Raw genomic sequence first — 22,282 nt, 5'->3', positions numbered from 1 at the left:
CTCCCTAGGCGATTTTCCTGAAGTTCTGAGGCGGCGGCTGGTTGACCACCGCCCAGAACAGACCGAGGCTCCTCACGGCGCCGATGAACTCGCGGAAATCGACCGGCTTCACGACGTAGGCGTTCACGCCGAGCCGGTAGCTTTCGAGGAGGTCGCTCTCCTCCCGGGACGACGTGAGCATCACCACCGGCACCGGGCGAAGGCCCTCGTCCGCCTTCATCTGTTTGAGCACCTCCAGACCATCCAGCTTCGGCATCTTGATGTCGAGCAGGACTACCGCGGGATTGCCGCGCGGACGATCCGCGAAGCGGCCGCGGACGTGCAGGTAATCGAGGGCTTCGACGCCGTCGTTCACCACCACGACCTCGTTCGCCAGATTGTTCTCGCCGAGAGCCGTGAGAGTCAGCTCGACGTCGTTGGGGTCGTCCTCGGCGAGCAGGATCCTCCGCATGTCGGTCATCATCGGGTGGTCTCCTTGTGCTTCGGAAGGGAGAAGTAGAAGGAGGCACCGCGGTCCACCTGTCCCTCCGCCCAGGTCCGGCCCCCGTGCCGGCTGATGATCCGCCGGACGTTGGCCAGACCGATCCCGGTGCCCTCGAATTCGTCCGCCCTGTGAAGCCGCTGGAACACTCCGAACAGCTTGTGGGCGTACTGCATGTCGAACCCGACGCCGTTGTCGCGCACGAAGATGACGACTTCGGGGCCCCCGTTCGTGGCTCCGATCTCGATGCGCGCCCGATCGCGGGTCCGCGTGTACTTGATCGCGTTCCCGATCAGGTTCGCGAAGACCAGCCGCAGCATCGCCGCGTCCGCCTCGACCACCGGCAGGTCGGCGATCGTCCACTCGATCGACCGCCCCTTCACCTCGCTGTCCATCTCGCGCAGGACTCCGGCGACCATGGAGGACAGCGAGACCTTCGCCCGACCCATCTCGCTCCTGCCCATCCGCGAGAACACCAGGAGATCGTCGATCAGCTCTCCCATGCGCCCGGCGGACGCGGCGATGGTGTCGAGGAACCTCCGCCCCTTGTCATCCAGCCCGGACGCGGCGTGCTCCCGCAGCATGTCCACGAAGCCGCTGATGTGCCGCAGCGGGGCCCGCAGGTCGTGCGAGACGGAGTAGCTGAAGGCCTCGAGCTCCTTGTTCGCGGCCTCGAGCTGCGCCCCGTGCACCTTCAGAGACTCGTTCAGCTTCTCGATCTGCTCCTGCGCGACCTTGCGCTCGGTGATGTCCTCGGAGATCCCGAGCAGGTATCGGGGCCGGCCCGTCTCGTCGGGAATCGGCACCTTCTTCGTGTGCAGGAAGCGCTGCGTTCCGTCCTTTCGGGTGATCGGCTCGTCCGGGATGTCCAGGAGGACGCCCCCCTTCAGGACGTCGCGGTCCCTGGCCGTGAAGAAATCGGCCTGCTCTTTCGGGAAGAAGTCGTAGTCGTTCCTGCCGATGAGCGCGTCCCTCGAAAAGCCGAGCAGCTGCTCCCCCGCCTGGTTCAGGCGCACGAACCGGAGCTCACCGGCGTCCTTGACGAAGACCATGTTGGGGATGTTCTCGACGACCGAGTCGAGGAATGCCTGGGTGTGCTTCACCTCGTCCTCGGCCTGCTTGCGCTCGGTGATGTCGGTGGAGATGCCTCCAATGGCGTACACGGCGCCTTGCGCATCGCGCAGCGGGAACCGGGTGAGGAGAAAGGTCCTCACGCCCTCCTTGACCGGCACCGTCTCTTCCAGGGTCAGCGGAGCGCCGGATTCCAGGACCCGCCGCTCGTTCGCGCGCAGCTGGTCGGCCGCATCCCTCGGGAAGAAGTCGTAGGAGGTCCTTCCCAGGATCTCCGCGGCGCTCCGGCCGAGTATCGTCTCGACCCGACGGTTGACAAGCAGGAAGCGCCCCTCCTTATCCTTCAGGTAGATTGCCGCCGGGCTGTTGTCGAGGATCGTCTGCAACCGGGATTCGCTCGTGGCCCGCGCCTCTTCCGCGGTCGTCCGCCTCCGGATCTCCCGCTGCAGAACCGAATAGATGCCGGTCAGCAGCGCGAAGCTCGTGACAGCACCGGCCAGTAGCGAGAGGTTCATCCACCATGTGTTCGCCTTCACCTCATCGTCCCGCTGGAGCATGAGCCGGCGCTCTTCGGCCGTCATCTCCGCGACGTTCGCGCGAACGTCGTCCATGAGCGTCTTGCCCTGCCCGGTGTCCACCAGGGCCGCGGCGGCCCGGAGCCCCTCCCGGCGCCTGAGGAGGATGGTCTGTTCCATGAATGCGTTCTTCGAGCGGACGATCGGTTCCAGGAGGTCGAGCCGTCGTTGCTGAAGGGGATTGTCGGCCGTCAGGGAGCGCAGCCGCTGCAGGTGCGCCTCGAGGTCCTCGAACGCGCGCCCGTACGGCTTCAGGAACCGCTCGTCCCCGGTGAGGACGAACCTGTGCGCGCCGGCCTCCATCTCCGTGATCGGGCCCAGCGTCGTCTGGATCTGACCGATGACCTCGTCGGTGTGGTGGCGCCACTCGGCGGCCTCGAGAAGTCTCTGGGTGGTCCGGTAGCCGGCCCAGGAGACGCCGGCGAAGATCAGGAGGGCCAGGCCGAATGCCGCCGCCGCGAGCCTGAGCTGGCCTTTGAGCAAGACGCTCCTCCGTGGCTCAGGGGTTTGGTGGGAATCCGGACGGAGCGGTGTTCTCACCGTCAAGCCGGCATCGAGGTTCCTCCCGCCGCGGGCGGGGGGCCGACAGTGGTGTCCCCGGGCAAAACCCTTTCAAAATCAACGCCCTCGGGGCTTAATCTAGGTGCTTTTCAGCGGGAGGCAAGGAGGGAGCGGTGCGTGGGGGGAGAAAAGAGCGGGCGGCCGGACACACCTGGCCCGGCTGCCCGCGGCGGGACATCAACCCTGGCGCTGGAAGGTGAAGACTTCGACCTGTTTCTGATCCTTGACCTTGAACGTCCACTCCTGGGTGAAATGGTCGGGATCGGCGAAGCTGACCACCAGACGTTCCATGTGACCCTCGGAGGGGGAGGAAAGGTTCGTCGCGTCCACGAAATTGAACGTCAGGGTCTTCGGTTCGGCGGTGGCCGCTTCGGCACGCATGCGGGGCTGGTTGTGTGCCGAGCAGTAGTGCGTCATCATCACGCGGCTGCCGTCCGGGTGATACATCGTGATCATCGCCGACTCGTCCCCCGGCTCGAGAGTCTCCATCACGGCCGAGCCGTCGGCCACCAGGGTGTAGGTGACCTTCACCGCCTTGCCGTCCTTCTTCGTCCCCTGCCAGGAGCCCACCAGCGCCTTCATCCGGTCGAAGCCGAAATTGGGCTTCTTCTGCACGGTGCCCGCGTCCGCCCGGACCAGGGCCGAGGCGCAGAGAAGCGCGACGAGTGCTGCGACACAGGTCTTCGATCTGTCCATGGATCCTCCTTGCGATGCGTGCGTCCCGATTCTACAGATCCTCGACCCGGAGGAGGACGTCTGCGTTCGCCCACGCGGCCTCGAACTCCCGGCGGGCCGCCTGCGCCTCGCGCGTCTTCTTTCCCGCCAGGAGGCTCTGCCACAATCCGAACAGCGAGCGGCCGTTCTTCGGATTCCTGTCGAGGTCGTCCCGGAAGACCGTCCCGGCCTCGCGCGCGCGTCCGGCGCGCAGCAGTTCCCCGCCGAGCGACTCCCGCACGGGATAGTACCAGATCGGCGGCTCGTCGTAGGCGAGCCGGTCCTGCGCGGCCGCGGCCTTCGTCCACGCCTCGAGCGCGAGCGTCCGGTCGCCGCGGGCCGACGCCATCCGCGCCTCGAGGACGGCGGAGGCGACGGCGAGGACGTCCTTGCAGAGATTCAGGTTGAACGCCGCCTCGGCGGGGATCCGGTCGCGTTCGGCGGCGAACGCCTTCTGCTCTTGGAGGGCCGATGACTGGTCGCGCCGCGCCGCGTACGACACACCGCGCGCGTAATGCCAGAGCGCGTGGGTGGTCTGAAGGGACGCGTCGGGCTCGGGGTAGCGCAGGACGTCGTCCCAGCGCTGGAAGCGCAGCGCGACGTACAACGCGGTCGGCATGAAATACTCCGCCATCGGCATGTCCCTGACCGCCGGTGCCGCGTCCTCGACGAGCCTCAGCGCCGCCTCCCGCGCCGCCTTCGAGTTTCCCGCCATCGCGGCGGCGAGCGCCAGGAAGTGCAGGTTGTGGTCGTAGTACATGACAGGGTAGAGGCCCCTGATGTCGTGGGTCCGGATGTACCTCTCGTCGACGCCGGCGGCCAGCCGGTTGGCCTTGACCGCCCCCGCGTAATCCCCGGTCCGCATGTAAACATGCGCGGGCATGTGCACAAGATGCCCGGCCCCCGGCATCAGCGACTCGAGACGCCTGGCGCTCGCGAGCGCCCTCTCCGGATGGGGCGACGCCTCGACCGCGTGGATGTAATAGTGGTTGGCGCCGGGGTGGTTCGGGCTGCGCCTGAGGACCGACTCGAGGACCGAGACGATCTCCTCCGTCCCTTCCTCGGGCTTGCCGTCGAGGGTCCACAAGTGCCAGGGTCGCAGATCCATCAGACTCTCGGCGAACAGCGTCGCCGCGTCCAGGTCGTCGGCGTAGCGCCGCGAGACCTCCCGCATCGCTCCGGCGTAGGACCGGTCGAGCGCGCCCCGGTCGGCGCCCGGATCGATCGAGTAGCGCAGTGACAGCGCCTTGATGTACGCCGCCTCGGGCTCCGTGACCTGGGACGCAAGCGACAGGGCCTTCTGGATCGCCCCGTAAGCCGACCGGTTGCGTGAGGCGTCGATCGGCAGGTTGATGTTCGGTCCCAGGGACAGGGCCACGCCCCAGAACGCCATTGCGCAGGCGGGATCGAGCCGCGCCGCCTCGCGGAACGAGCGCTCCGCCTCCTCGTGGTTGAACCCGTACACCAGGCGCAGGCCCTGGTCGAAATACTTCTGCGCTCCATCCGACTTCGTGGTCACTGCGTGATGGTGCGAGCCGAGATCGTCGAACAGGGGTGCGAGGGGGGCGGCGGAAGGGGCCGGTCCCGGCCCGGCGCCCGGGTGCCCGTCGCGCGGGTCGCCGCCGGCGCCGGTGCCGAGCGCGGCCAGAAGCAGGATCGATGCCTCGAGAAGGGATCGGTGCGCCACCTCGGTCCTCCAGCCGTACAGGGTACGGACCTTGAGCGCGAGGATCAAGAGCGCCAATGGCCGCGCGTTTCACGATCCGAAGCCTGGTCTGTGCGAACCCGAGCACAAGCGCAGATCCCGGTTCCCAAGGGGAGAGAACTGCGCCATATGGTGTTGCCGGGCTCGTGGCCGGCAAGGAGATGGAGATGGGGACGACATCGCGTCTGATCGAAGTCCTTCCAGGACAGATGCGCGATATCGCCACACGCATCAAGAGGCTGCGCGAAGGGATGGGTCTGACGCAGGAGGATCTCGCCGAGCGCTGCAACCGGGCGGCCGGCAGTGTGCTGGGCGGGGAGGACCTGCGGCGCGTCTCACGCATGAGCCGTTCGCGCGTCGCGCACCTCGAGCAGGCGGGGCTGCCGCGGCCGGGCAAGGGGGCGGCGATCACGGTGCAGCCGCACGAGGTGAAGCTCCTGGGCCACGTCCTCGGCGTCTCGCACGAGCAGCTCGTGGGAGACGACTCCGAAGGGATCATCGCCTGGGATCCGCTCACCAACCCGCGACGCGCGCACCATTTCCTGGGGCTCCTCGACGAGTACGATCGCCGGGCCCGCGAGCTGCTCGGCTGGGCGGAATTCCTTCCCTGCTCCCTCACGACGCGGGAGTTCATGCACGCCCATCATCGGGCGATCTTCGCCGTCGACGCCCTGCACCTGCCCGAGGAGCTGCGCGAGGAGTACAGCCGCGCCGCGGTGACGATGTACGACACCATCGGCGAGAGGCGGCGCGAGAGCCTCGTGGCGGCCGCCGCGTCACGCCCCTGGGTCATGGTCCACCTGATCCTGAGGTCCGACCTCGAGAGCATCGCCCTGGGGACCGGGCCCTACGCCGCCATCGGCCGCGACGTGCGGCGCGACTGTCTCCTGAACCTCAGAAGGCTCGTGGCCGACCGCTCCCTGCGGATCGATCTGATCGTCGCCGACGACGCGGCCGGAATACGCCACCTGTTCCGGGGGTTCGACTCGCTGGTGGTGTTCGACGAGGCGTTCGCCTTCTGGCGCTATGACTCGGGCGACATCGCCTACACGCGCCACCCGAGCATCGTCCGCCTGCGGCGGGCGCTCCTGGATACACTGCGGGCGCACGCGATCGAGAGCGGGGCCGAGGGGACCCCGCGTTTTCTGGACGATCTTCTGGGCTCCCTGTAGAGGTTCGACACACGACCGTCCGGGGGGGAGGCCGGCCCCGCCCGGGAGGACGGACACCAGCCGGCGCAAGGAGGCCCGTCGCATGAGAAAGTCACTGAGGATGGCTGCACGCTTCGCGGCGATCGCCCTCGTCGTCACCGCGATCGCCGTCACGTTCGCCCCGCCGTCGAGCACGTCCACGCCGTATCTCTCGGCGCTGTCCGACCTGGCGGGGACCTCCGCCTACGCGGCGAAGAAGAGCTGCCGGGGGATGTGCGAGTTTGTCGCTCCCGCCTTCACCTGTCTGAGCGACGCGGTCGGGAGCCGGTGCGTCCGGACCACCGGCGGCTGCACGACCCAGGCCTGCTGATCGGGTTCGGGGGGAACAGGCCGGCGGCGCCGCCGCCGGCCTCACCCCGAATACGGCGCCGGGTTCAGTGCACCGAGAAGCCGACACCCAGACCGTAGTCTTCGGTGGTGTCGGAAAGGCCGATGGACACGGCGGCACGGAGGTTCACCCGGCGGGCCAGCCCCTGGTCGTAGACGAGCGCGATCTTCGAGAGAGCGGGGTGATTGGGCAGAACCGAGTCGCGCCGCTCGTAGGACAGGCTGGCCGAGGCGCCGCGCGCGACGCGCCTCTGCAACCCGACCGACAGCCACAGAGTGTTGCGGAGATCGATGTTGCGCGGATCCCCCAGGACGGAGTACTGGGCATCGCCGAGCAGGTGCCACCGTGACCCCAGCGGCTGGATGAGGCCCAGGCCCGCTCCCGCGTCGGGCCGGCCGGTCCCGAGACCCTTTTCTTCGTCGGCCGTCGGAAGTTTTACCGCAAGGAGGATGGAGAGCCACGGGCGGGCGCCGCCGCCCGCGAGGAGGTAATGCTCCTCCTCGGCCACCACGTCGCCGGGGCCCGACTCGGTGCCGCCCCGTACGCCGTTCCGCTTGATCACCTGGTTGCCGACGAGGGTCACCGGGTCGTCGCTCGTGACGTACAGGTACGGCACGGACACGCGGAACTCCTGGCGATCCGAGATGACCGTGAAGGTCACCGGCAGCGCGAGGATGCGGGTCCCGGCCGACAATCCAAAGTCGCCGCTCCGGTACGTGGCCAGAACGCGATACTCGCTGCGCATCTCGGCGCGCACAGGGGGCGCGGTGGCCAGGACCAGCGACACGGCGACCGCCGCCCCCGCGCGGGAACGCCGGGTGCGGGCGCGCGCGGGGAGCACCGGGCGCTCAGCGCCCGCCGAGAAGTCCATCCTTGAGGCCGGGATTGGGAGGGTGCGATCCGAGCCAGATGCCGAACAGAGCCTGCGAGAAGTCGGTTCCCGCGATGACGCCTTTGGTGGCGCCCTGCACCTCGACGGTGACCCCCGAACCCGGCAGGTAGGTGAACGACATCAGGGCACCGTTCGGCACGTCGCTCATGTACGAGTCCAGAGTCGCGACACGATCCTTGAGGGCCGCGAGTGACGCGCCGGCGCTCTCCTGGAAGCTCTCGTCCCAGGCCTTCACCAGGTCCTTGCGCCCCACGGCGCGCACGAACTTCATGACCAGCCGCTTCGCCTGCTCCGAGCGGATGATCGCATCAGGGTCGGACGACTTCGTTTCCAGGTAGAGGCCGGCCACGTAAACGTCCACCTTCAGGAACGTCGCCTCGCGCAGCCCCATGCCGTTGAGGACGAGCGTGCGCGAATCGACCTGGATCCGGTCGGGCAAGGCGACGCCGGCCAGCTCGCCGGCGGACGCGCTCGCCGCGAGCGACAGCGTCAGGATGGACTGGACGACGACGGCTCTCATGATCGACCTCCGCGACGGGGCACGCGCGTTCGCGCCGCGCCGGGGATGCTACCACGAGGGCGTTGACAAGCGGACCGACGTCGGGGAAGATGCGACCAATCCGCGCGAGCGGGATTCAGGAGTCGAGTGCGCGACGCGCGTGCCGCAGGGGGGGACCGATGCGCAGCAGAGCGGCAGTCATCCTGGCAGTCCTCGCACTGGGTCAGGCCGCGGCGGACGCCGTCTTCGCCTCCGGGTATTCCATCTACGAGCAGGGGGCCAGGGCGATGGCGAACGCAGGCGCGTTCACGGCCCGTGCCGACGATCCGAGCGCGATGTTCTTCAACCCCGCGGGAATCGTGCAGCTCAAGGGAAAAATGTTCAGCTTCGGGACCAACGCGGTCCTGCTGACCGGCTCGTCGTTCGACTCGCAGCTGTCGAACAAGGTATTCGCTCAAGAGGACAACGTCGCCTGGCCGTCCAATCTCTATTACACGCAGACCGCCGGAAAGCGGTACGCCTTCGGTGTGTCGATCACCTCGCCGTTCGGGCTCAAGACCGAGTGGTCGAACACTTTCGACGGCCGCTACATCTCGCGAGAGTCGAACCTGGTGGTGCTCAATTTCAACGGAAATTTCGCCTGGTCGTTCGCCAGGACCTGGTCCGCCGCGGTGGGAGTCGATTGGGCGCGGGCGGATATCCGGGAGCTCTCCCGGAACATCGACCTGACTCCGCTGGGATGCGCAGGATGCGACGGCTTCACAAAAATCACGGGTGACGGCGACGACATCGGCTGGAACATCGCCGTGCGCTGGGCCGCTGAGGATGGCTTGCGCTGGGGCGCCTCCTATCGATCGAAGATGAAGCCGAAGATCAACGGCGACATCACGTTTGAAAACGTTCCGGCGCCTCTGGCTGCCCTGTTCCCGGACGGCGGAGCAAGCGCTGAGCTGCCGCTTCCCGCCACGTTCGCCACGGGCGTGGCCAGCGTTCACGGACGATGGGAAAGCGAGTTTGACGTCGTGTGGACCGACTGGTCCGAATTCGACCATCTGAGGATCGACATCGAGAAGAACACCTCTCTTCCTGGACCGATCCCCGTCGTGGCAGACATCGATCAGACCGAGAACTGGAAGGATACCTACTCGTTCCGTCTTGGAAGCGCCTACCACGCGAGCGACACGCACCAGTACCGCTGGGGGCTTTACTACGATTTCAATCCCATCTCCAAGGAGCACGTGAGGCCGCGTCTCCCGGACGCCGACCGAGTCTCGGCCCAGGTGGGATACGGTTTCACCGGCAAGAACGGATTCACGGTCGACGTCGCCTACCAGGCCCTGTATTTCCTGGATCGCGTGGCGGCCGGCGATCCGAACAGCTCCACCGATCCGGTCATGCCGGGGGAGTACAGGAATTTCACCAACCTCCTCGGAGTGAACCTGGGCTGGAAGTTCGGAAAGTAGCCGGGGCCGGGGGACGGGCGTGGAGATCGGGACGCTCTGCGACATCCTGACGCACCTCGAGGCGCATTTCCGCAAGCCGTCTCTGCTGCGCTACAAGGCGGCCGGGACCTGGCGGGACATCTCGACCGAGGAGTTCGCGGCGACCGTGCGTGCGCTTTCGCTCGGGCTCCAGTCGAAAGGGATTGCGAAGGGGGACCGCGTCGCGATCCTCTCGGAGAACCGTCCCGAGTGGACGGCGTTCGACCACGCCGTCCTGAACCTGGGCGGGGTCACCGTCCCGATCTACTCCACGCTCCTGGCGGATCAGATTCGCTTCATCCTGGACAACAGCCAGTCGAAAGCGCTCGTGCTCTCGACCCAGGCGCAACTGGAGAAGGTGGGTCCGATCCTGTCCTCCCTGCCGGCAATCCAGACGGTCGTCATCCTGGATCCGCCGGCGCAGGGGGCGCCCGCCCGGGCCGTCCCCTGGACGGACCTGCTGCGCGCGGGCGAAGCGGCGCAGCGCGCCGACCCGCGCCGCTTCGAGACGACCCGCTCCGGGATCACCCGCGAGGACCTGGCCAGCATCCTGTACACCTCGGGGACGACGGGCGACCCGAAGGGGGTGATGCTGACGCACGGCAACTTCGCCTCCAACGTCGACGCCACCCTCCGGATCATTCCGTTCTCGGAGACCGACGTGACCCTTTCGTTCCTGCCGCTGACGCACGTCTTCGAAAGGATGGTCGAATTCGCCTACCTGTCGGCCGGGGCCACGATCGCCTACGCCGAGTCGATCGACGCGGTGCCGCAGAATCTCCTGGAGATCCGGCCGACGGTGATGGCCAGCGTGCCGCGGCTCTTCGAGAAGGTGCATGCGCGCATCCTGGACTCGGTCCAGACGTCCTCCTTCGTGAAGAGGCTCATCTTCGCCCTGGCGCTCAAGGTCGGCAGGGCTAACGCGCGCGCCATGCTGGCCGGCCGGAAAGCGCCGCTCGCCGTCCGCCTGCTCCACCCGCTGACGGACCACCTGGTGTTCGTCAAGGTCCGGGAGAGGCTCGGCGGACGCCTGCGCTTCCTGATCTCGGGGGGCGCGCCGCTCTCACCGGAGATCGCCGAGTTCTTCTATGCGGCCGGGATTCGGATCCTCGAGGGCTACGGTCTGACCGAGACCTCGCCCGTGATCGCGGTCAACACGCTCGACAGGACCCGCATCGGCACCGTCGGTCCGATCGTTCCCGAGGTCGAGGTGCGGATCGCGGAGGACGGCGAGATCCTGGTGCGCGGACCGAACGTCATGAAGGGGTACTTCCGCGACGAAGCGGCCACGCGCGCGGCCATCCAGGACGGCTGGTTCGCGACGGGGGACATCGGTCTCATCGACTCCGACGGCTTCCTGAAGATCACCGACCGCAAGAAGGAGGTCCTGAAGACCTCCGGCGGCAAGATGGTGGCCCCCCAGCCGATCGAGAATCTTCTGAAGACCGACCGGTTCATCTCGCAGGCCGTCCTCATCGGCGACCGGCGCAAGTTCATCTCCGCCCTCGTCGTCCCCGATCACGCCTGCCTCGAGTCGTACGCCAAGCTGAAGGGGATCCCCTACACGAGGGTCGAGGACCTTCTCGAGAACCCGCGCATCGTCGATCTGATGCGACGGCGCATCGAGGCGAAGATGGCCGGTCTGCCGTCGTACGAGACGATCAAGAAGTTCCGCCTGCTCCCACGCGAGATGACGCCGGAGTCGGGGGAGCTGACGCCCACCCTCAAGATCAAGCGCCGGATCGTCGAGAAGAAGTACGCCTCGGAGATCGAGTCGATGTACCGGGAGTGAGTCCCGGCCCCTCCTCCATCTCCTCGATCGTCTTCGGCCAGTCGTCCTTCAGGAGGCGCGACAGGGCCCGGTCGGCCAGGACCCGCCCCTCCGTCTGGCAGCGCGGGCAGTAGTTGCACTCGTTGTCGGCGTACACGATGCGCTGCACGGCGGTGCCGCAGACGGGGCAGGGTTTTCCGAACCGGCCGTGAACCGCCATGCCGTCCCGGAAGGCGGTGACCTTCTCCGGGAAGCCGCCGCCTCTCGCGTTCCGCAGACGCCCGATCCACTCGCGCAGAAGAGTCGTGGTCGCCTCGAACAGACGCTCGGTCTCGCCGTCGGCGAGGCTCCGGGTGAGCCGCAGCGGCGACAGCCGGGCACGGTGCAGGATCTCGTCCGAATACGCGTTGCCGATGCCGCTGAACAGGCGCGGGTCGGTGAGGGCGCGCTTGAGCGTGTGACTCTCCCGCCGCAGGGCCGCACTGAAGGCGGGCAGGTCCGCCTCGAGCACCTCGACCCCGCCCCGCTTGAAGGCCCCGAGCGCTGGCGCTCCGGCGACCAGGTGGAGGGAGGCGCGCTTCTTCGAGCCGGCCTCGGTCAGGAGGAGCGTGCCGGCAGGGAAGTCGAACGCCGCGAGGCCGAGCCGTCCGGGAATTTTCGCCCCGACCGGCCTCCAGTGCAGCCGCCCGGCGATCATCAGGTGAACGACCAGGAAAAGCTCCCCCTCGAGGTCGAGGACGATCCGTTTGCCGATACGGCGGAGCCCGCGGACCGCGCGCCCGCCGGCCGAGCCGATCGGGGGATCCACGCTGCGCAGGACGAACGGGCTGCGCAGCCTAACTGCGAGGAGGGGCTGTCCCAGGACGCGCTCCTCGAGCGCCTCGATGTAGACGACGACGTCCGGGAGCTCGGGCATGGCGGAAAGACTACAGGAATTCAGGACCCGGCCACAGCGTACAACGTGGCGCCGAGAGTGTTGCGACCGAAGGCGTGACGGTGGTCGGAGGTCGTGTCTTCTGGCGGAGGACGAACAGGCCCCACGGCTGGTTCTCGGCATAGGACCGGCTTGCCGGCGATGCGACCGTGGGCCTCGGAGGGCGTGCCTCGCTGCAGGGCGGTGTGCAGGGCGTCGGCCGCGGCGAACGGGTAGGCGACGAGCTCGGGCGGTTCGTAGATGATGGTGCCCTTGTCATCGAAGATGCGCAGCCCGAGGACGCGCTCGTATCCCGTGACCTTGTCGACCAGCACGCGCACGTCCTCGATCTGCCTGTCGCGCAGGGCGTCCTCCATGGCGATCTGGACGGTCCTCGCCAGGGCGCGTCCCTCGCGCGCGAGCTCGTCCTGCAGGAGGGCGCGGCTGGTCCGCTGATCGATGTACCCGAACAGGGCCATCACGAGGACGAGGGGTCCGGCCAGGAAGAGGGTGAGCCTCGTGCCAAGGGTCATGCACGAGTCTATCGCCGTCCCGCGCGTCCGACCACCGCCCGGGGCCTGAGGCCGGCCGGTGCGTCACGGGGCTCTCAGGGAATGCCGGCGCAGGCGCTCCTTGGCCTCGGCGCGGACGATCTCGAGCTTCTTCTGCTGCTCGGGGTCGAGGGAGGGGAGAAGCTCCTTGCAGGCGTCGTCGAGGATCGCCTCGACCTTGGGCGCGACCTCGTCGTGCACTTCGTCGAGACGCAGACGGGTCTTGTGGACCACCTCCTGGAGGGTCTTGCGCTGGGCCTCGTCGAGGTCGAGACGGCGCGTCAGACGACGCACGACGAACTGCTCCATGCGCTCGTGGGAGAACCCGCCCCCGTGGAACCGGTGCAGCGTGAGGGCCGCCGTTCCGAGCGCCCCGCAGGCCAGGCCCAGCACGAACATCCCGCCGAGGAGAAGCGCCGCGCGTCCGCGGGTCATGGCTCGTCCGTCGCGGGAGCGATCTGCGGATCCGCGAACATGGCGCCCGGGTCGACCGTCAGGATCGAGGTGAAGACCGGGTCCGTCTCGAGCAGGGACGCCAGGTCGCCCCCGCCCTCCGGCGCCGCCACCTGGACGTACAGCCCCGCGCACACGAGGACCAAGGCCGCGGCGGCGGCCAGCGCCGGCCGGACCAGGCGCTCGAAACCGCCGTTCCAGGTGGAGGACCTTGCGACGGCGGGCTCGGCCAGAAGACGCGCCCTGAGCCGCTGCTCGAAGCCGGGACGCACCAGCGCCCCCCCGTCCCGCTCGCTTCCCAGCCGCAGAAGGAGGTGGGCGCGCGCCTCGGTCGCGCAGGCCGGGCACGACTCGATGTGCCGGCGCGCCTCGTCGGCGACATCTCCACGCGCCGCGCGTCGCAGCAGTTTCCTGGTCCGGCGACAGCTCATGTTCCCCCTCCGCCTCTCCGACCGACGGCGAGCCGGCGCAGGGCCCGCCGCGCGCGCATGGCGCGAACCTTCACGGCGGCGCGCGTCGAGCCTGTCGCGGCGGCCACCTCCCGCGCCGAGAGACCCTCGAGGTCCAGGAGGACCAGCACGGTGCGATCCTTCGGCGGCAGCGTCGCCAGAAGCTCGGCGGCCGCCTCCTTCGCCGCCTCGGCCTGCTGCTCCTGCAGCGCCGCCCCTGAGAGCGCCCGGTCCAGCCAGGCGCCCGCGTCGGGGGTGAGCGACGACAGGACCTCTTCGGGACGCCGGCGCATCGAGCGCAGGCGATCCCGACAGGCGTTCGTCGCGATGCGCAGGAGCCAGTGCTCGAACGGAGCGTCCATCCGGTAGGTCGCTGCCGTGCGGTAGACCTTCATGAAGACCTCCTGGGTCACGTCTTCGGCGTCCTCGGGGCGGCGGAAGAAACGCAGGGCCAGCCGGAACACGCGATTCTTCCAGCGCAGGACCAGGTCGTCGAAGGCCGCCGGGTCCCCCCCGGCGGCGCGCCCCATGAGGGACGCGTCGCTCTCATCGTCGTGGGCCGGTCCGCCCACCGTCTCCGGATCCGCTTCATGTCCGATGCTCAAGCGTCGCCATCATAAGGCCGGTTGATCTCAGAGCGCGTCGACGAAATCGGCCGCGTGCTCCTTCCAGATCGTGCGGGCCAGCCCGACCCGCCTCTCGAGGCGCTCCTCGAACTGGCGCCTCATCGATTCCAGGCGGTTCTGCTGCTCGTCGGTGATGATGCCACGGAGGCGGGACTCGATCCGCCTCGGCCGCCGCTCAACCCTCAAGACGCGGCCTGCCGGCGGGCGGTTACAGCGAATCGAGGGACGGAGGCCGGCGCGGGCATCCGGCCGGGGTCAGCCGGATCACGGTTTTGGAACCTCCCCCGCGCCCAGGGAGTATGATTCACAGCCCACTGGGGGGAGGTGCGCATGAACCGACCGCGAACGTGCCTGCTGCTCGCCGTGTTGATCCTGATCGTACCGGCCCTGTGGGCGGGTCCGGCGTTCGCCGAAGGACCGGGGACGAGCGGGGCCGGGAGCGGAGGATTCGACGTCAAGACGGCGACCGCCGCCTACCTGGCCAAGATGCCGCCCGACAAGAAGGCGAAATCCGACGCCTATTTCGAGGGCGGATACTGGCTCCTCCTGTGGGATTTCCTTTACAGCAGCGCGGTTCTCCTGCTTCTCCTGAACCTGGGGTGGTCGGCCGCGATGCGCGACCGCGCGGAGCGCATTGCGGGCCGGCTGGGGCGGGGGCTCAACTGGTCGCGCACGTTGCTCTACTGGGTGCAGATGTTCGCCGCCATCACCATCGCCCAGTTCCCGATGGTGGTCTACGAGGGGTATTACCGGGAGCACAAGTACGGCCTGGCGACCCAGAGCTTCGCCCCGTGGCTCGGCGACCAGGCGAAGGCGTTTATGGTCAATCTGATCCTGTTCGGAATTCTCCTCGTCCCGCTCTACCTCGTGCTGCGTCTGTCCCGCCACTGGTGGATCTGGGGATCCCTCGTGTCGATCCTGTTCCTGGCCTTCGCCGTGGTGATATCGCCGGTCTACATCTTTCCGATCTTCAACACCTTCACGCGACTCGAGGACAAGGCGATCCGCGAGCCGATCCTGGGTCTGGCGCGTGCCAACGGCATTCCGGCCGATGACGTGTGGGTCGTCGACGCCTCGAAGCAGACGACCCGGGTCAGCGCCAACGTCAGCGGTCTTCTGGGCACGACCCGGATCACCATCAATGACAACATGCTCAAGCGCTGCAGCCTGCAGGAGATCGAGGCGGTGATGGGGCACGAGATGGGGCATTACGTCCTGCACCACAACTACAAGGGGGTCGCGTTCCTCGGTCTGATCACGTTCCTGGGCTTCGTCTTCCTGAATCTGTCCTTCGGCGGCGCCGTGCGGCGGTTCGGAACGAAATGGGGCGTGAGAGGCACCGGAGACCCGGCCGGTCTGCCGCTCCTGATGCTGCTGTTCTCCGTCTACTTCTTCTTTCTCACGCCGGTGACCAACTCGGCCACCCGCATCGAGGAGGCCGAGGCGGACCTGTTCGGTCTCAACGCCGCGCAGCAGCCGGACGGGGCCGCCGAGGTCGCGCTGAAGCTCGGCGACTACCGCAAGATGGATCCGGGGGGTCTGGAGGAGGACCTGTTCTTCGACCACCCGAGCGGCCGCAACCGGATCGAGATGGCGATGCGCTGGAAGGCGGAGCACGGGCCGGGAGGCATCCTGTGCAAGCAGGAGGGCTGCGCGCCGTAACGTTCGCGGGCCTGCTGGCCCTGCTCGCGGGATGCCGCGGGACGAGGGAGCCGGCGCCCGGGGAGAGCGGCAAAGCGCGCATGGCGCAGCGGCTCGCCGAGATCACGCACGGTCTCGATCCGGCGAAGAACATCTTCCTGAATACGAAGAGGGCGGCGGCGCTCAAGACCGGCATCGAGAAGACACCCAGCCAGAAGATGTCCCTCCTGCCGCTTCTGGCCGACGAGCTCCTGAAGGCCGGGCGGACGGAGGAGGCGATCGCGATCGGCCAGTCGCTGCTGCACCCCGATCCGCACGACGCGATCGAGGCGCCGCCGGCCGTCCAGACGCACCACTTCCTCGGTCTTTGCTCCATGCGGCTGGGCGAGCAGGAGAACTGCGTCGCCCACCACGGCGCCGATTCCTGCCTGGCGCCGATCCGGGGGACCGGCGTGCACACCCTCACGCGCGGCTCGCGATCTGCGATCGCCGAGTTCACCACCGTCCTGAAGGACCAGCCGGACGACCTGGGTGCGCGCTGGCTCTTGAACATCGCTTCCATGACGCTGGGGGAGTATCCGGACAAGGTGCCGCCGCGATGGCTCATCCCGCCGAAGACCTTCGCCTCCGAGTACGACGTCGGGCGCTTCTACGACAAGGCCCCCAAGGCCGGCCTCGCGATCAAGGGGCATGCGGGGGGCGCCATCATGGAGGACTTCGACCAAGACGGCTTCCTCGACGTGATGCTCTCGTCCATGGGGGTGGAGGACCAGCTCCACTTCTTTCACAACAACGGCGACGGGACCTTCACCGACCGCACTGAGGCGGCCGGTCTCATCGGCGAGACCGGCGGCCTGAACATCATCCACGCCGACTACGACAACGACGGACACCCCGACGTCTTCGTCCTGCGGGGCGGCTGGATGCAGAAAGGGGGGCGGTATCCCAACTCGCTCCTGCGCAACAACGGCGACGGAACGTTCGAGGACACGACCGAGAAGGCCGGCGTCCTCAGCTTCCATCCGACGCAGACAGGGGCCTGGGGCGACTATGACAACGACGGACGGGTCGATCTGTTCATCGGCAACGAATCGATGGCAGGGGACCCGCACCCGAGCGAGCTGTACCACAACAATGGGGACGGCACCTTCACCGATCGCTCCGTCGAGCTGGGGGACACCGATTTCGGCTACGTGAAGGGGGTCGCCTGGGGCGACTTCAACAACGACGGAAGGCAGGACCTGTATGTCTCCATACTTGGCGGCGACAATCTCCTGTTCCGGAACGAGGGCAGGAGGGCCCGGCCGGGGCCGCGCGGCGAGGAGTGGCAGTTCACCAACGTGGCGGCTGCCGCCGGCGTGACCGGTCCCAGGGACAGCTTCTCGGCCTGGTTCTGGGACTACGACAACGACGGCTGGGAGGACCTCTACGTCGCGGGCTACCGGGTGACCGACGTGCGCGACCTGGCCGCGGCGCACCTCGGCCTGGCGACGCGCACCGAGATGCCGCGCCTGTACCGCAACAACCACGATGGAACGTTCAGCGACGTGACGCACGCGGTGCGGCTCGATCGCGTCGTGCTGCCGATGGGATCGAACTTCGGCGATCTCGACAACGATGGCTGGCCCGACGTCTATTTCGGCGACGGCGAGCCGTCCCTGGGTGCCTTGATCCCGAACCGGCTGTTCCGCAACGCCGAGGGGAAATCCTTCCAGGACGTCACATTCTCGGCCGACGTCGGCAATCTCCAGAAGGGGCACGGCGTGGCGTTCGGCGACATCGACAACGACGGCGACCAGGACATCCTCGAGGAGATGGGTGGCTGGTTCGAGAGCGACATGGCCCCGACCGTCCTGTTCATGAATCCCGGACACGGGAACCATTTCGTCACCCTCAGGCTGGAAGGCCGGCGGTCGAACCGATCGGCGATAGGCAGCCGCCTCAAGGTGCGCGTCACGACAACGGCCGGTCCGCGCGACATCTATTCCACGGGCGGCACGGGCGGCAGCTTCGGGGGGAACAGCCTGCAGCAGGAGATGGGACTGGGCCGCGCCACCTCCATCGATTCGATCGAGGTTCGCTGGCCCGCGACCGGGGCGACCCAGGTGTTCCGCGACGCGGCCCTGGATCGCGTCTATCGGATCGTCGAGGGGGACCCGGCCCTCGCCCCGGTCACCCTGACCGCCGTCGATTTCTGAGGAACGTGCCATGGGCCAGCTGCGTGTCGCCGTCATTCCCGCGCCCGGGGCGCCGATCGAGGTGCGCGAAATCAGCGAGCCCGCTCTCGAGACCGGGGCCGCTCTTCTGCGCGTGGAGCTGAGCGAAGTCTGCGGCACCGACGTGTCGCTGCACGCCGGGAGACTCGAGGGGGTGCCGTACCCGCTCGTACCCGGGCACGTCTCGGTCGGGAGGCTGGAGAGGATCCGCGGCCCGCTCCTGGACGTCGACGGCCGGGCCCTGCGCGAGGGGGACCGGGTCACCTTTCTCGACGTGCACCGCACCTGCCATTCCTGCTGGTACTGCCTGGTGGCGAAGGCCACGACGCGCTGCCCGCGCCGCAAGGTGTACGGCATAACATACGGTCTGGAAGACGGTCCGTGCGGCGGCTGGGCGGAGGCGATCCACCTCAAGCCGGGCACGCTGTGCATCCCGCTTCACAGCACTGAGCCGGAGCGCTTCATGGCGGGCGGCTGCTCCCTGCCGACGGCGCTGCACGCTGTCGAGCGCGCCGGGATCCTCCCAGGCGACACCGTCCTCGTCCTCGGGAGCGGCCCCGTCGGCCTGTCCTCGATCGCCGTGGCCCTGATGCAGGGCGCGGGGACGGTGCTCTGCATCGGCGCGCCGGCCGACCGCCTCGAGGCCGCGCGGTCGGTCGGAGCGGCCGCGACGCTCGACCTGGAGCGGCACGACGAGAGCGCCCGCCTCGACTGGGTCCGGGAACGCACGGCGGGGCGCAGCGCGGACGTGACGATCGAGGCGGCGGGAGCGCCCGAGGCGGTCGTGCAGGCGATGCGCTTCACGCGCGACGCCGGCCGGGTGGTGATCGTGGGGCAGTACACGGACCACGGCGACGTCTCGTTCAACCCGCACGCGGATCTGAACCGGAAGCAGCTCGATGTCCTGGGCTGCTGGGGGTCGGACTTCTCGCACTTCTACCGGGCCGCGCGGATCGCCGCCGACCCCGCGCGCTCCGCGCCGTGGGGGCGCATCCCGCTGCGGCGCTACGCCCTCGGCGAGGCCGCCCGCGCCCTGGACGACGTGGCGAATCTCCGCACCATCAAGGCGCTCATCGATCCGCGGGTGTCCGGCTGAGGAATCTAGGACGCCCCGGGTCGCACGAGGGCCGCCGCCTCGCGCGCGGCGTCGAAGCCGGCGCGGGTGGCCAGCTCGAAGCTCGGCATGCCGTTGCGGTCCGAGTGGGCGAACGTGATGCGGCCGAGCGGGCGGGTCAGGTTGCGCCGCGCGTCGCCGGTCAGGAACCCGGGTGACGGGATCACCATGTGGTGCCCCCAGGCATAGACGTCCAGGCGCGTCAGGTCGGAGTGGATGCCGGGGAGCGCCGCCTCGAGGTCGTCGGCCAGAAGATCGGCCCAGTGCGACCAGGGCTCCGCGAGGAGATCGGCGCGCGACGCCTTGCCTCCGAGCGGAGCCCACAGACACAGGACGTTCGGGCGGCCCGGGTCCCCCTTGCGCCAGCGATCGGAGTTGTAGTCGGCGACCAGGAACCCCTGGGCCAGGCGCCCGCGCGACCCGTTGTACCAGGCGAGCGGCGCCCCCTTGAGCCTCGGGGTCCTCCTGACCGAGGCGGCGCCCATGAGGAGAGCGCCGTAGCGGTACGACAGGTACGTGTCGCGCCCCGCCGCAAGGAGCTCCGGCACCATCCGGCCGGTGATGTGCTTCGGGCAGGCGATGACCGCGACGCGCGCGCGGCGGGCGCAGAAGCGCTCCGTGCGCTGATCGACGAGGACGACGCGCACCTCGTCCCCGCGGTTCTCGACCTTCACCGCCATCCACCCGGTGCGAATCCGGTCTCGACCCACCTTGTCCGTCAGGCGCTCGGCCAGCCAGGCGTTGCCGCCCGGCAGGGTGATGTCCTCGCCCCCCTGCCCCAGGCTGTTGAACGCCAGGAAGGCGTACGCGGAGACCTCGGACGACGTGCCGCCGATGTCGCTGGTGCTCCAGTCCTCGACGTTGGCGAGGGCGCGCTCTCCCCAGCCCTTCCGCTTCGCGTACTCGAGCATCGTGATCGTGTCCAGGGCCAGGATGTCCGGATCGCGGCTGGCGTCCTCCACCGGCATCGCGAACGCAGGCTTGCCGTCCCTGCCGCGCTTCGTCGCCCAGGTGTTCATCTCGTTGTAGAAATCGATCTCGTCGTTCCGGTCCTTTTCCGGGAGGGGCATGCGCAGCACCGCCTTGGAGGCGTCGGCGCCCATCAACGGGTCGGCGTACCAGGTCCCGTCGATCAAGGTGTTGGCGTCCGGACCCGGACCGACGAGGCGGGGATCGATCCGCGGCGTGCCGTCGGCGGCGATCCCCTTGACGACGCCGAGATCCTGGAAGAGGCGCGTCAGGAACCTGTCCTTGGGGCGCACCACCGACCAGGTGGCGCAGGTGTAATCGGTGCCGTTGGCGTGGCCCTTGCGCGCGTTCCCGCCGATGTAATCTTCTTTCTCGTAGAGGAGCACGTCCCCGAGGCCGCCGCGCTCCAGCTCCCAGGCGGCCATCAGGCCGGACACGCCGCCGCCGATGACGATCGCGTCGTGCAGAGGCCCCTCGGGGACGAGGGTCGAGGGGATCTCCAGGGTCCCGTCGCGCAGCCGGTGGGCGATCGAGTACGACTCTTCGATCAGCTCGCCGTCGAAGGCGCGCGCGCCGGTGGTCACGGGGCCGCGCGCGGCCGCGCCCGGCGCGCCCGTCTGCGCCAGCAGGCCGGGGAGGGAGAACCGGGACACCAGACCGGCGGCCAGCGTGGCCTTGAGACCGCCGCCGAGAAACAGCCTCCGCGTGACGTGGCGCGCACCGGACATCTCTAGAACTTCACCTTCGGCGCTTCCTGGGCGGACGCCTCCGCCTCGAAGTACTCCCGCTCGCCGAACTTGAACAATCCGGCGAGAAAATTGGTGGGGAAGCGCTTGATCGAGGTGTTGAAGGCCCGGACCGCCTCGTTGTAGCGCATTCGCTCGACGGCGATCCGGTTCTCCGTCCCGGCCAATTCATCCTGAAGCCGGATGAAATTCTCGTTCGCCTTGAGCGTCGGGTAGTTCTCGGCGATCGCCAGGAGCCTGCCGAGGGCAGAGGTCAAGCCGGCGTTGGCCGCGGCGGCCTCGCGCGGCGAAGTCGCGCCGGCCAGGCGGCTTCTCGCCTCGGCGACGTTCTCGAAGACTTCCTTCTCGTGGGTGGCGTATCCCTTGACGGTCTCGACCAGGTTCGGGATCAGGTCGGCGCGGCGCTGCAGGACGTTCTGCACCTGCGCCCACGCCTGGTTGACCTGCTCGTTCTGCGCCACCAGCGTGTTGTAGGTCCCCATGAGGACCATCCCCCCGATCACCAGGATGAGGAGGAGCCCCCCCCCGACGATCAGGCAGCCGGTCAGACCCTTGTTCATCTCGTCTCGCCTCCTTGCGTGCTCAGGACGTGCTCAGACGGTCCACGCCGTCGGCCGCCTTCGTGAGCTGGTCATGATAGCGCGCAAACACCGTCTTGAGGTCCACGGCCGGCTTCTCGCCCCGGCGCAGGCGCGCCACGTCGTCGAACGGGGCGCGCGCGAGTCCCGTGGCGTCGCAGAACGCCGCAACGACGTCGTGGCTCTTCGACGGGACCGGTCGGTCCATCAGGTGCAATCCGCCGCGGAACAGGGCGGCGAACGCGGAATACGACTCGACGAGGAGACGTCGCAGGGCGGAGTCGCTGTCGTGGGCCATGACGTAGGCCTCCCGCAGCCGCATCATCTTCTCCTTGATCTCGCGCTCCAGCTGCAGCCGCAGATTGTCGCGCGCGACGACGACTGCCGCGAACGGGTCCTCGCCGTGCAGGACGGTCCGGCCGTCACGGATGTCCGCGAACTCGATCGGGAACGAGTCGGCCGACGCGGCGATGAGCGCCGGCGAGAACATCCGGGGGACCGGGTGGTCCTTCTTGACGAATCGCCTCACCGCGGGGGCGAGCGCCTCGAGGGTTCCCGGGTCGAGCGACTCCAGGACGAGGATCACGTTGAAGTCGCTCCCCGCCGCGTGCGAATCCCCGCGTGCGGCGGATCCGTACAGGACGACGCTTTTCAGCCGCGGGCCGAGCGCCTGCACGAGACCCTGCACCAGCCCCTGCAGGACCGGATCCGTCTTCAGGTTCATCCCCGCGTCCTCT

22 protein-coding genes are annotated in these 22,282 nt (G+C 68.4%); 7 read left to right on the top strand and 15 right to left on the bottom strand.

Going from position 1 to position 22,282, the window contains the following annotated elements; all coding sequences use genetic code 11:
• Nucleotides 1-4: 4 nt before the first annotated feature.
• From VEW47_16375 to VEW47_16360, 4 genes are all read right to left on the bottom strand, one after another.
• Nucleotides 5-460: a response regulator gene (locus VEW47_16375; GenBank protein ID HYS06757.1), complete on the bottom strand. Its 456-nt coding sequence runs from the start codon at nucleotides 458-460 to the stop codon at nucleotides 5-7.
• Nucleotides 460-2,610 carry a PAS domain-containing protein gene (locus tag VEW47_16370; protein HYS06756.1) on the bottom strand — a complete coding sequence of 717 codons (2,151 nt, stop codon included), beginning with the start codon at nucleotides 2,608-2,610 and terminating at the stop codon, nucleotides 460-462. The genes VEW47_16375 and VEW47_16370 overlap by 1 nt, the downstream gene beginning before the upstream one ends.
• Before the next feature lie 255 nt (nucleotides 2,611-2,865).
• On the bottom strand, nucleotides 2,866-3,384 hold the full coding sequence (locus VEW47_16365) for a hypothetical protein (protein HYS06755.1): 519 nt from the start codon (nucleotides 3,382-3,384) through the stop codon (nucleotides 2,866-2,868).
• 31 nt (nucleotides 3,385-3,415) lie between these two features.
• Nucleotides 3,416-5,146, bottom strand: a complete 1,731-nt coding sequence (locus VEW47_16360) for a hypothetical protein (GenBank protein ID HYS06754.1) — start codon at nucleotides 5,144-5,146, stop codon at nucleotides 3,416-3,418.
• Between the two features lie 128 nt (nucleotides 5,147-5,274).
• On the opposite strand from VEW47_16360, the gene VEW47_16355 reads away from it, so the two are divergent.
• On the top strand, nucleotides 5,275-6,279 hold the full coding sequence (locus tag VEW47_16355; protein ID HYS06753.1) for a hypothetical protein: 1,005 nt from the start codon (nucleotides 5,275-5,277) through the stop codon (nucleotides 6,277-6,279).
• Between the two features lie 82 nt (nucleotides 6,280-6,361).
• Nucleotides 6,362-6,628, top strand: coding sequence for a hypothetical protein (locus VEW47_16350; GenBank protein ID HYS06752.1), 267 nt, complete (start codon nucleotides 6,362-6,364; stop codon nucleotides 6,626-6,628).
• Between the two features lie 64 nt (nucleotides 6,629-6,692).
• Here the strand turns inward: VEW47_16350 and VEW47_16345 are convergent, their stop codons facing one another.
• Together VEW47_16345 and VEW47_16340 are read right to left on the bottom strand one after the other, a co-directional pair.
• Entirely contained in the window at nucleotides 6,693-7,487 is a 795-nt protein-coding gene (locus VEW47_16345) for a hypothetical protein (GenBank protein ID HYS06751.1), read from the bottom strand.
• A 7-nt stretch (nucleotides 7,488-7,494) separates the two neighbouring features.
• Entirely contained in the window at nucleotides 7,495-8,058 is a 564-nt protein-coding gene (locus VEW47_16340) for a chalcone isomerase family protein (GenBank protein ID HYS06750.1), read from the bottom strand.
• A 158-nt stretch (nucleotides 8,059-8,216) separates the two neighbouring features.
• Here VEW47_16340 and VEW47_16335 point away from each other — a divergent pair, with 158 nt between their 5' ends.
• Nucleotides 8,217-9,500 (top strand): outer membrane protein transport protein, encoded by a 1,284-nt coding sequence (locus tag VEW47_16335; GenBank protein HYS06749.1) that lies wholly within the window; start codon nucleotides 8,217-8,219, stop codon nucleotides 9,498-9,500.
• A gap of 19 nt (nucleotides 9,501-9,519) precedes the next feature.
• The gene (locus VEW47_16330; protein HYS06748.1) at nucleotides 9,520-11,310 is read left to right on the top strand and encodes a long-chain fatty acid--CoA ligase; all 1,791 of its coding nucleotides are present in this window, start codon (nucleotides 9,520-9,522) and stop codon (nucleotides 11,308-11,310) included.
• Here VEW47_16330 and VEW47_16325 read toward each other — a convergent pair.
• The 6 genes from VEW47_16325 to VEW47_16300 form a co-directional block, all read right to left on the bottom strand.
• Entirely contained in the window at nucleotides 11,249-12,205 is a 957-nt protein-coding gene (locus tag VEW47_16325) for a DNA-formamidopyrimidine glycosylase family protein (protein HYS06747.1), read from the bottom strand. The two genes, VEW47_16330 and VEW47_16325, sit on opposite strands and share 62 nt — an antisense overlap.
• Before the next feature lie 20 nt (nucleotides 12,206-12,225).
• A complete protein-coding gene (locus VEW47_16320; protein HYS06746.1) occupies nucleotides 12,226-12,735 on the bottom strand; it encodes a hypothetical protein in 510 nt (169 codons plus the stop codon).
• Nucleotides 12,736-12,798: 63 nt separating this feature from the next.
• Nucleotides 12,799-13,188 (bottom strand): hypothetical protein, encoded by a 390-nt coding sequence (locus tag VEW47_16315; GenBank protein HYS06745.1) that lies wholly within the window; start codon nucleotides 13,186-13,188, stop codon nucleotides 12,799-12,801.
• On the bottom strand, nucleotides 13,185-13,637 hold the full coding sequence (locus VEW47_16310) for a hypothetical protein (protein ID HYS06744.1): 453 nt from the start codon (nucleotides 13,635-13,637) through the stop codon (nucleotides 13,185-13,187). The genes VEW47_16315 and VEW47_16310 overlap by 4 nt, the downstream gene beginning before the upstream one ends.
• On the bottom strand, nucleotides 13,634-14,260 hold the full coding sequence (locus VEW47_16305) for a sigma-70 family RNA polymerase sigma factor (protein ID HYS06743.1): 627 nt from the start codon (nucleotides 14,258-14,260) through the stop codon (nucleotides 13,634-13,636). The genes VEW47_16310 and VEW47_16305 overlap by 4 nt, the downstream gene beginning before the upstream one ends.
• 27 nt (nucleotides 14,261-14,287) lie before the next feature.
• Nucleotides 14,288-14,467 (bottom strand): hypothetical protein, encoded by a 180-nt coding sequence (locus VEW47_16300; protein HYS06742.1) that lies wholly within the window; start codon nucleotides 14,465-14,467, stop codon nucleotides 14,288-14,290.
• A 144-nt stretch (nucleotides 14,468-14,611) separates the two neighbouring features.
• Between VEW47_16300 and VEW47_16295 the strand changes: the two genes are divergently transcribed.
• The 3 genes from VEW47_16295 to VEW47_16285 are packed head-to-tail and all read left to right on the top strand — an operon-like array spanning nucleotide 14,612 to nucleotide 19,234.
• Nucleotides 14,612-15,943 carry a M48 family metallopeptidase gene (locus VEW47_16295; protein HYS06741.1) on the top strand — a complete coding sequence of 444 codons (1,332 nt, stop codon included), beginning with the start codon at nucleotides 14,612-14,614 and terminating at the stop codon, nucleotides 15,941-15,943.
• Nucleotides 15,916-18,120 (top strand): CRTAC1 family protein, encoded by a 2,205-nt coding sequence (locus VEW47_16290; protein HYS06740.1) that lies wholly within the window; start codon nucleotides 15,916-15,918, stop codon nucleotides 18,118-18,120. Before VEW47_16295 ends, VEW47_16290 begins: the two co-directional genes overlap by 28 nt.
• 10 nt (nucleotides 18,121-18,130) lie before the next feature.
• The gene (locus VEW47_16285) at nucleotides 18,131-19,234 is read left to right on the top strand and encodes a zinc-binding dehydrogenase (GenBank protein HYS06739.1); all 1,104 of its coding nucleotides are present in this window, start codon (nucleotides 18,131-18,133) and stop codon (nucleotides 19,232-19,234) included.
• A 5-nt stretch (nucleotides 19,235-19,239) separates the two neighbouring features.
• Here the strand turns inward: VEW47_16285 and VEW47_16280 are convergent, their stop codons facing one another.
• Genes VEW47_16280 through VEW47_16270 form a run of 3 tightly spaced genes read right to left on the bottom strand, consistent with a single transcriptional unit; the run spans nucleotide 19,240 to nucleotide 22,269 of the window.
• Nucleotides 19,240-20,949 carry an FAD-dependent oxidoreductase gene (locus tag VEW47_16280; protein ID HYS06738.1) on the bottom strand — a complete coding sequence of 570 codons (1,710 nt, stop codon included), beginning with the start codon at nucleotides 20,947-20,949 and terminating at the stop codon, nucleotides 19,240-19,242.
• A 2-nt stretch (nucleotides 20,950-20,951) separates the two neighbouring features.
• Nucleotides 20,952-21,527: a LemA family protein gene (locus VEW47_16275; protein HYS06737.1), complete on the bottom strand. Its 576-nt coding sequence runs from the start codon at nucleotides 21,525-21,527 to the stop codon at nucleotides 20,952-20,954.
• A gap of 22 nt (nucleotides 21,528-21,549) precedes the next feature.
• Nucleotides 21,550-22,269: a hypothetical protein gene (locus VEW47_16270; GenBank protein HYS06736.1), complete on the bottom strand. Its 720-nt coding sequence runs from the start codon at nucleotides 22,267-22,269 to the stop codon at nucleotides 21,550-21,552.
• Nucleotides 22,270-22,282 lie beyond the last annotated feature (13 nt).

The organism is Candidatus Dormiibacterota bacterium (assembly GCA_035635555.1).
In the GTDB taxonomy this organism is placed as follows: domain Bacteria; phylum Acidobacteriota; class Polarisedimenticolia; order Gp22-AA2; family Gp22-AA2; genus Gp22-AA3.
The sequence above is the reverse complement of the archived record's forward strand: the minus strand, read 5'-3'. Positions and strand labels throughout refer to the sequence as shown.

Excerpts from the sequence above, each read along its gene's own strand:
- VEW47_16375 (HYS06757.1), bottom strand. The coding sequence starts at position 460 with ATGACCGACATGCGGAGGATCCTGCTCGCCGAGGACGACCCCAACGAC.
- VEW47_16365 (HYS06755.1), bottom strand. The coding sequence starts at position 3,384 with ATGGACAGATCGAAGACCTGTGTCGCAGCACTCGTCGCGCTTCTCTGC.
- VEW47_16355 (HYS06753.1), top strand. The coding sequence starts at position 5,275 with ATGGGGACGACATCGCGTCTGATCGAAGTCCTTCCAGGACAGATGCGC.
- VEW47_16350 (HYS06752.1), top strand. The coding sequence starts at position 6,362 with ATGAGAAAGTCACTGAGGATGGCTGCACGCTTCGCGGCGATCGCCCTC.
- VEW47_16340 (HYS06750.1), bottom strand. The coding sequence starts at position 8,058 with ATGAGAGCCGTCGTCGTCCAGTCCATCCTGACGCTGTCGCTCGCGGCG.
- VEW47_16335 (HYS06749.1), top strand. The coding sequence starts at position 8,217 with ATGCGCAGCAGAGCGGCAGTCATCCTGGCAGTCCTCGCACTGGGTCAG.
- VEW47_16325 (HYS06747.1), bottom strand. The coding sequence starts at position 12,205 with ATGCCCGAGCTCCCGGACGTCGTCGTCTACATCGAGGCGCTCGAGGAG.
- VEW47_16320 (HYS06746.1), bottom strand. The coding sequence starts at position 12,735 with ATGACCCTTGGCACGAGGCTCACCCTCTTCCTGGCCGGACCCCTCGTC.
- VEW47_16315 (HYS06745.1), bottom strand. The coding sequence starts at position 13,188 with ATGACCCGCGGACGCGCGGCGCTTCTCCTCGGCGGGATGTTCGTGCTG.
- VEW47_16310 (HYS06744.1), bottom strand. The coding sequence starts at position 13,637 with ATGAGCTGTCGCCGGACCAGGAAACTGCTGCGACGCGCGGCGCGTGGA.
- VEW47_16295 (HYS06741.1), top strand. The coding sequence starts at position 14,612 with ATGAACCGACCGCGAACGTGCCTGCTGCTCGCCGTGTTGATCCTGATC.
- VEW47_16285 (HYS06739.1), top strand. The coding sequence starts at position 18,131 with ATGGGCCAGCTGCGTGTCGCCGTCATTCCCGCGCCCGGGGCGCCGATC.
- VEW47_16280 (HYS06738.1), bottom strand. The coding sequence starts at position 20,949 with ATGTCCGGTGCGCGCCACGTCACGCGGAGGCTGTTTCTCGGCGGCGGT.
- VEW47_16275 (HYS06737.1), bottom strand. The coding sequence starts at position 21,527 with ATGAACAAGGGTCTGACCGGCTGCCTGATCGTCGGGGGGGGGCTCCTC.
- VEW47_16270 (HYS06736.1), bottom strand. The coding sequence starts at position 22,269 with ATGAACCTGAAGACGGATCCGGTCCTGCAGGGGCTGGTGCAGGGTCTC.